The sequence below is a fragment of the Clostridium grantii DSM 8605 genome (assembly GCF_900129965.1).
In the GTDB taxonomy this organism is placed as follows: Bacteria; Bacillota; Clostridia; order Clostridiales; family Clostridiaceae; genus Clostridium_AF; species Clostridium_AF grantii.
The window spans coordinates 1-4,759 of sequence record NZ_FQXM01000060.1 but is presented as its reverse complement, the minus strand read 5'-3'; the positions used below and the strand labels follow the sequence as shown (position 1 = coordinate 4,759).

At 30.1% G+C, this 4,759-nt stretch carries 5 protein-coding genes and 1 pseudogene; all 6 read right to left on the bottom strand.

Translation table 11 applies throughout. The features are described 5' to 3' along the window. Positions 1–482 (bottom strand): nuclease-related domain-containing protein (locus BUB83_RS20815; protein WP_143160620.1); only part of this gene is annotated, 482 nt, incomplete at its 3' end. Between the two features lie 562 nt (positions 483–1,044). Continuing rightward, complete coding sequence (locus tag BUB83_RS20810; protein WP_073341003.1) at positions 1,045–1,329, bottom strand: hypothetical protein; 285 nt, start codon at positions 1,327–1,329, stop codon at positions 1,045–1,047. Positions 1,330–1,368: 39 nt separating this feature from the next. Then, the gene (locus BUB83_RS20805; RefSeq protein ID WP_073341002.1) at positions 1,369–2,022 is read right to left on the bottom strand and encodes a DnaJ domain-containing protein; all 654 of its coding nucleotides are present in this window, start codon (positions 2,020–2,022) and stop codon (positions 1,369–1,371) included. 117 nt (positions 2,023–2,139) lie between these two features. Then, complete coding sequence (locus BUB83_RS20800) at positions 2,140–2,745, bottom strand: hypothetical protein (RefSeq protein ID WP_073341001.1); 606 nt, start codon at positions 2,743–2,745, stop codon at positions 2,140–2,142. Positions 2,746–3,320: 575 nt separating this feature from the next. After that, positions 3,321–3,512: pseudogene (locus tag BUB83_RS20795) on the bottom strand (P-loop NTPase family protein); the annotation flags it as partial. Positions 3,513–3,547: 35 nt separating this feature from the next. Continuing rightward, positions 3,548–3,955 (bottom strand): GFA family protein, encoded by a 408-nt coding sequence (locus BUB83_RS20790; protein WP_073341000.1) that lies wholly within the window; start codon positions 3,953–3,955, stop codon positions 3,548–3,550. Positions 3,956–4,759 lie beyond the last annotated feature (804 nt).

Genomic DNA, 4,759 nt, shown 5'->3' with positions numbered 1-4,759 from the left:
AGTGTACAACGCTCACTAAATATAATATATGATTTATAAAAATCTTCCTTATTAATCCCCAATGTATCTTTCAAAGCACTAATATGTCCTTTATTCTGCCATATTGGATTATAAAATTTATTTTTCTGTTTGTTTTGAAGTGATTGAGTCCAGTTCTTATTTTTTTCATCACCAAAAATCCACCCACTATAATTCTTTGACTCAAACACATAAATACCCGTTTCTGAAAGCATTATTAAATCAACCTCTGTTGTTGAACCATCTGCCTTTGGTAAATATATATTTGTCATAAGTTTATTCTGCTTACCCAACTTTTCTAGATATGAAAAAGTCAAAAATTCACCATAATTTCCTTTATCAAATACTGTTTTAAAAAAACTATTTCCACTAGCAATTTTGTACTTTGATCCCCTATATCTACTGTATTTTGGTAAAATAATTATTCCTACTGCCACTAAAAAATAAAATATTAATATTTCCAACTAGTATCACCCCTAATTTGCATTTTTTTAAAATTCTCTGATTCTATGTAAAAAAAAACTTATTTTTTCTCTAATTTTTATGCTTATACTAAAAACTAGATGTATCAACTAGTTTTATAGCTCTCTACTCTTCTAGGAGTTTTGGACTTTAATAAATTTATAGTTGAAGTTGTTTGTCTATAGTTTCAATTCATTTCCTAACTCAAATACATTATTATCCTTTATTTTATCATAATTTGTATTTTTATCTTGTCGAAAGCTGTAGTAAAATACAAATTATTTTCAAGCTTTTTTCCATACTTTTTTGATTAAACTAAAAAAACTGCCATCACTGGCAGTTTCATTGATTAAAGCGACAAAAACTGTTCCAGTTTTTGTAAGGAGTCAGGTACTTTACAAAAATTTTAATATTTCATTGTTTTTTCGCTAAACGGCTTGTTCCTGGAAAATATTACACCTCTGAGGTGTTTGCGAAATCTTTAGATTGAGCTTGCTAATAAGCACCGGTACTCCTAGTGATGAAGTGCAACTGACGAACTTGCTTAATACTTCTATATTCTTATTAGTAAACTAATGAAAGTATAATCACACTTATCAGAAACATCAGAAATACCATCAAAGGAATTGCTAAGAATAATTTCAATATTCTTTTAGGATTTTTAACTTCTTCTATTGTATTAGATACAAACCCATTAATCTCTTTCTTTATAATTTTTTTTATAACTGCATCTTTTTCATACGAACTACCTGTTCTTATTATATTTTGTTGCCTAATTAATCCAATTATTATTCTAACAAAAATCCATATTCCACATAAAAAAATAGAACCTATCAATAATTCTCCCATATTAATCTCCTTCTTAATTTAAATGTCTATAGATATTGCTTACGTCAGTGACCAAACCATAAAATTAATGATAGAAATCACTCCCATAACTAATGCTATATCCATCACAGCGTACTTTAACAAATTAAATATACCTATAAATTTATTATCTTTATATAAAGATTTTACAGTAATTACTCCTATTGGTATAGAAACCACAGCACCAATACCTGTGAATACTAATGCAAAAGATATTATTAATACTAATCCTTTAAGTCCTATACCGAACTTCCCCCAAAATGTCAATTGTAACTCTTTCCTTTTACCCATTAGCGCATACTTAGTGGCATCATATGTTAAATCTACAATGCCTCCAATTATACTTTGTAATAATTCTTCTACAGAAATATTTGCATATTGCTTTGCTTTTTCTCTAGCATATCTTTCATTCTTATAAAAATCTTCGGTATTTGAACTACCTTCATATGAGTATGAATTATTATATCCATCTTTATATCTATCATATTCTTTTCTTTTAATAGGATCATTTAATATTTCATATGCCTCTCCTATTTCCAAAAATCTTTCCTTTGCATCTGCTCTTTTACAAATATCTGGATGCCATATCTTAACCAACTTTCTAAATGAACTTTTAATTTCTTCTTCAGTTGCATCTTCTGCTACTCCTAATATAAAGTAATAATCTTTAGCCATTTTTTTCACCCGTCTTTTGATGTATTTTGTTTTTTAATTACACATATTTATTAATAAATACAAAGCACTTGAAATATTAATTTATACTTATGTTTTATCTAATAAATTTTAATCTTATTAGTATTTTTGGTTTTTCTTAATACCCGAAACAACCCCATCGCCAGTTGAAATCACATTTATTCCATTTAAGATTGCTTGTCCAGCTGCTACTCCACCACCACCTGCAGCTAATGTTCCCCCACCAATTTGAGCTAACGTAGCACTGGTTTGTGCTGCACCATGTAATGATGATATTGCTGCCCCTGTGCTTGCAACTCCAGCTGCTGCTGTAATACCTGTAACTCCTGCGCCTATTACATCCCCTACAATTAATCCTCCAGCTGCACCGCCAACGATTTTACCTATATTCTTAGCATTTTGTATTTCCCCTTCAGAAGCACCATAACTTTGTGCAACAAATCCACCTAGCCCTCCCCCTATTTCAGTAGTAATATCAATGGTTTTATCAACAATTGTTCCAGTTATGTTACCTGTGGTTTTTAATGCTATATTCGAAACTTCTCCTAATTTCTTACCCATATTCCTTGATGTATCCGCTAAATCATTAGCTCCAAATTCATCTGCAACTTGCCCTACAACTTCACCTGTAAATTTTAAAACACCTTCTGAAACTACTCCCAAAATTTCACCACTTCCTTTTAACAAACTACCTAATAAACCCATACATTTTCCCCCTTAATTATTAAGTTTAAATCTAATTTCTAAGTTTTTTAATTTAAATACCATCAAAATCTATGTTTATCATGAAAAAAATTATAAAATTTATTCTCTTTTTATATTTTATCATGATTCTTAGCTTTCTTTTGTCGAACCATGTAGTGTAAACAAAAAAAAATTTAAACTCTTTTTCTTTTTTTTCTAATGAAATTAAAGAAGCTACCATTTTGGAATTTTAATTTATTAAATATTTCAGTAGAGTAAGTCAGAGGCTCATAGCCTCCTTCCCCTCATCAAACCGTGCATGCGATTTTCTCGCACACGGCTTTCCGATATTCTTCTTTATAAGGCATTCAGTTTAATAAGATACATGTGCTAATTTTAGCACTTTAAGTTTCTGCATTAACTCTCCTGTATATCTACATCTCTGTTTTAATTGCTTTTTATTTCTATACCATATAGCAAACCTCAATGTTATAATATTTTTACATAATTGTAAAAATAAGTACCCCTGAGGTACTGCCAAAGAAAGGCTGTAGTGAAACGAAAGACTTTCTTTGGTTTCTATTTCTTATAAGTGTTGTGTCCCCTGTTAATAAAAAAGGAACCAATACTGCTTTTTTATAGTTTCCTATAAAGTCCAATACGTTTAAATATTTTTTACCAGTAGCTTTTCTTAACCCTCTACCTAATTGCTGAAAAAATATGGTTGGTGATTGAGTTGGTCTTAGAAACATTACCAAATCAATTAAGGGAATATCTAAGCCTTCTGATTGTGTCAAGTTAGGACTAAAAAATAACAATCTATTTATTTTTCATCTGGTAGTTCATCAAACTTAGTTAACTTCTCAAGCTCTGTATCCCAGTTTGCTTTGCTTGCATAATATATATGTCCTTGTGGTTTTATATTTATATCACTGTCAATACTTCCTGCAGGAACAACCAGTAATTTTCCATCCATTTGTATATTCGGCAAAGCTGATCCACAATTTGAACAGAAGCTTTTTATGTGCCCTTCTAAACGAAAGTTAAAAGTTTTAGCATACTCCTTCCCAGACAACCACCTTAACTTGGCAGTGGTAGAAAACAGATTAGCTGCATGCGCCGAACCAGTATCCTTGCGACACCTGCTACAATGACATAAATAAAAATCTTCGAAATCTCCTTCAATTTTAAAAGTAACTTTACCACAAAGACATGATCCTGAATATTTCATAGTCTATTCCTCCTCGATATTTATTCAATCAGTTGACCGCAGTCAACCTACAAAAATATTCTATTATAACCTCTATTAAGTCAAGTATTTATTAGAAACTCTAATCAACTGGCAAAAATCAGACCATTCTTTTGGAAACTTATTATCCCCAATGATCTTTTTCTTTCTACCATCAATGTCCATTTCAATACTCCATTGGGTTCCATCACAAATGCCAGGTTCAACATATTTACTTTTCCAATTAATAAGGTTAAGAACCTTAAACCCTTCACGGAATTTTTCCAGTGTTTTTCTTTGAATTCTTTTTTCTAAGCGGCAAAAACTGTTCCAGTTTTTGTAAATGGCCAGGTGTTTTACAAAAATTGTAAATGGAATGAACAATTTTTGTTGCTCTATTGAACTACGAAGTGAATATTTTTTTGTTTCATCTTATTCTATATTATCATAATTTGTATTTTTTTCTTGTCGAACCATGTAGTGTAAACTTAATTTTTTTCAGTGATTTTTCTTTGTTTTTCTAGTAAAATTAAAAAACTGCCATTGTGGGCAGTTTTTTAATTACTTCTATTTTTTATAATTTTCATCTCACAGATTTTCATGTACCTTCATCTCAAATTATTTTTCACCTTTTCTACTTCATCAGCAGATACACCTAATATTTCTGTGATAATATCTAAACTATATCCCTTTTCTAACGCATTCTCGACAATTCTTTAATATTTCATTGTTTTTTTGCTATAGGGTTTTCAGTTCAAATGTTAATTTATACATGTCCAAAACTCCTAGAAGCATGGAGATTTTGTA

What these genes read in the sequence shown, in the direction of transcription:
- BUB83_RS20800 (WP_073341001.1), bottom strand. Translation starts at nt 2,745, where the DNA reads ATGGGTTTATTAGGTAGTTTGTTAAAAGGAAGTGGTGAAATTTTGGGA.
- BUB83_RS20805 (WP_073341002.1), bottom strand. Translation starts at nt 2,022, where the DNA reads ATGGCTAAAGATTATTACTTTATATTAGGAGTAGCAGAAGATGCAACT.
- BUB83_RS20810 (WP_073341003.1), bottom strand. Translation starts at nt 1,329, where the DNA reads ATGGGAGAATTATTGATAGGTTCTATTTTTTTATGTGGAATATGGATT.
- BUB83_RS20790 (WP_073341000.1), bottom strand. Translation starts at nt 3,955, where the DNA reads ATGAAATATTCAGGATCATGTCTTTGTGGTAAAGTTACTTTTAAAATT.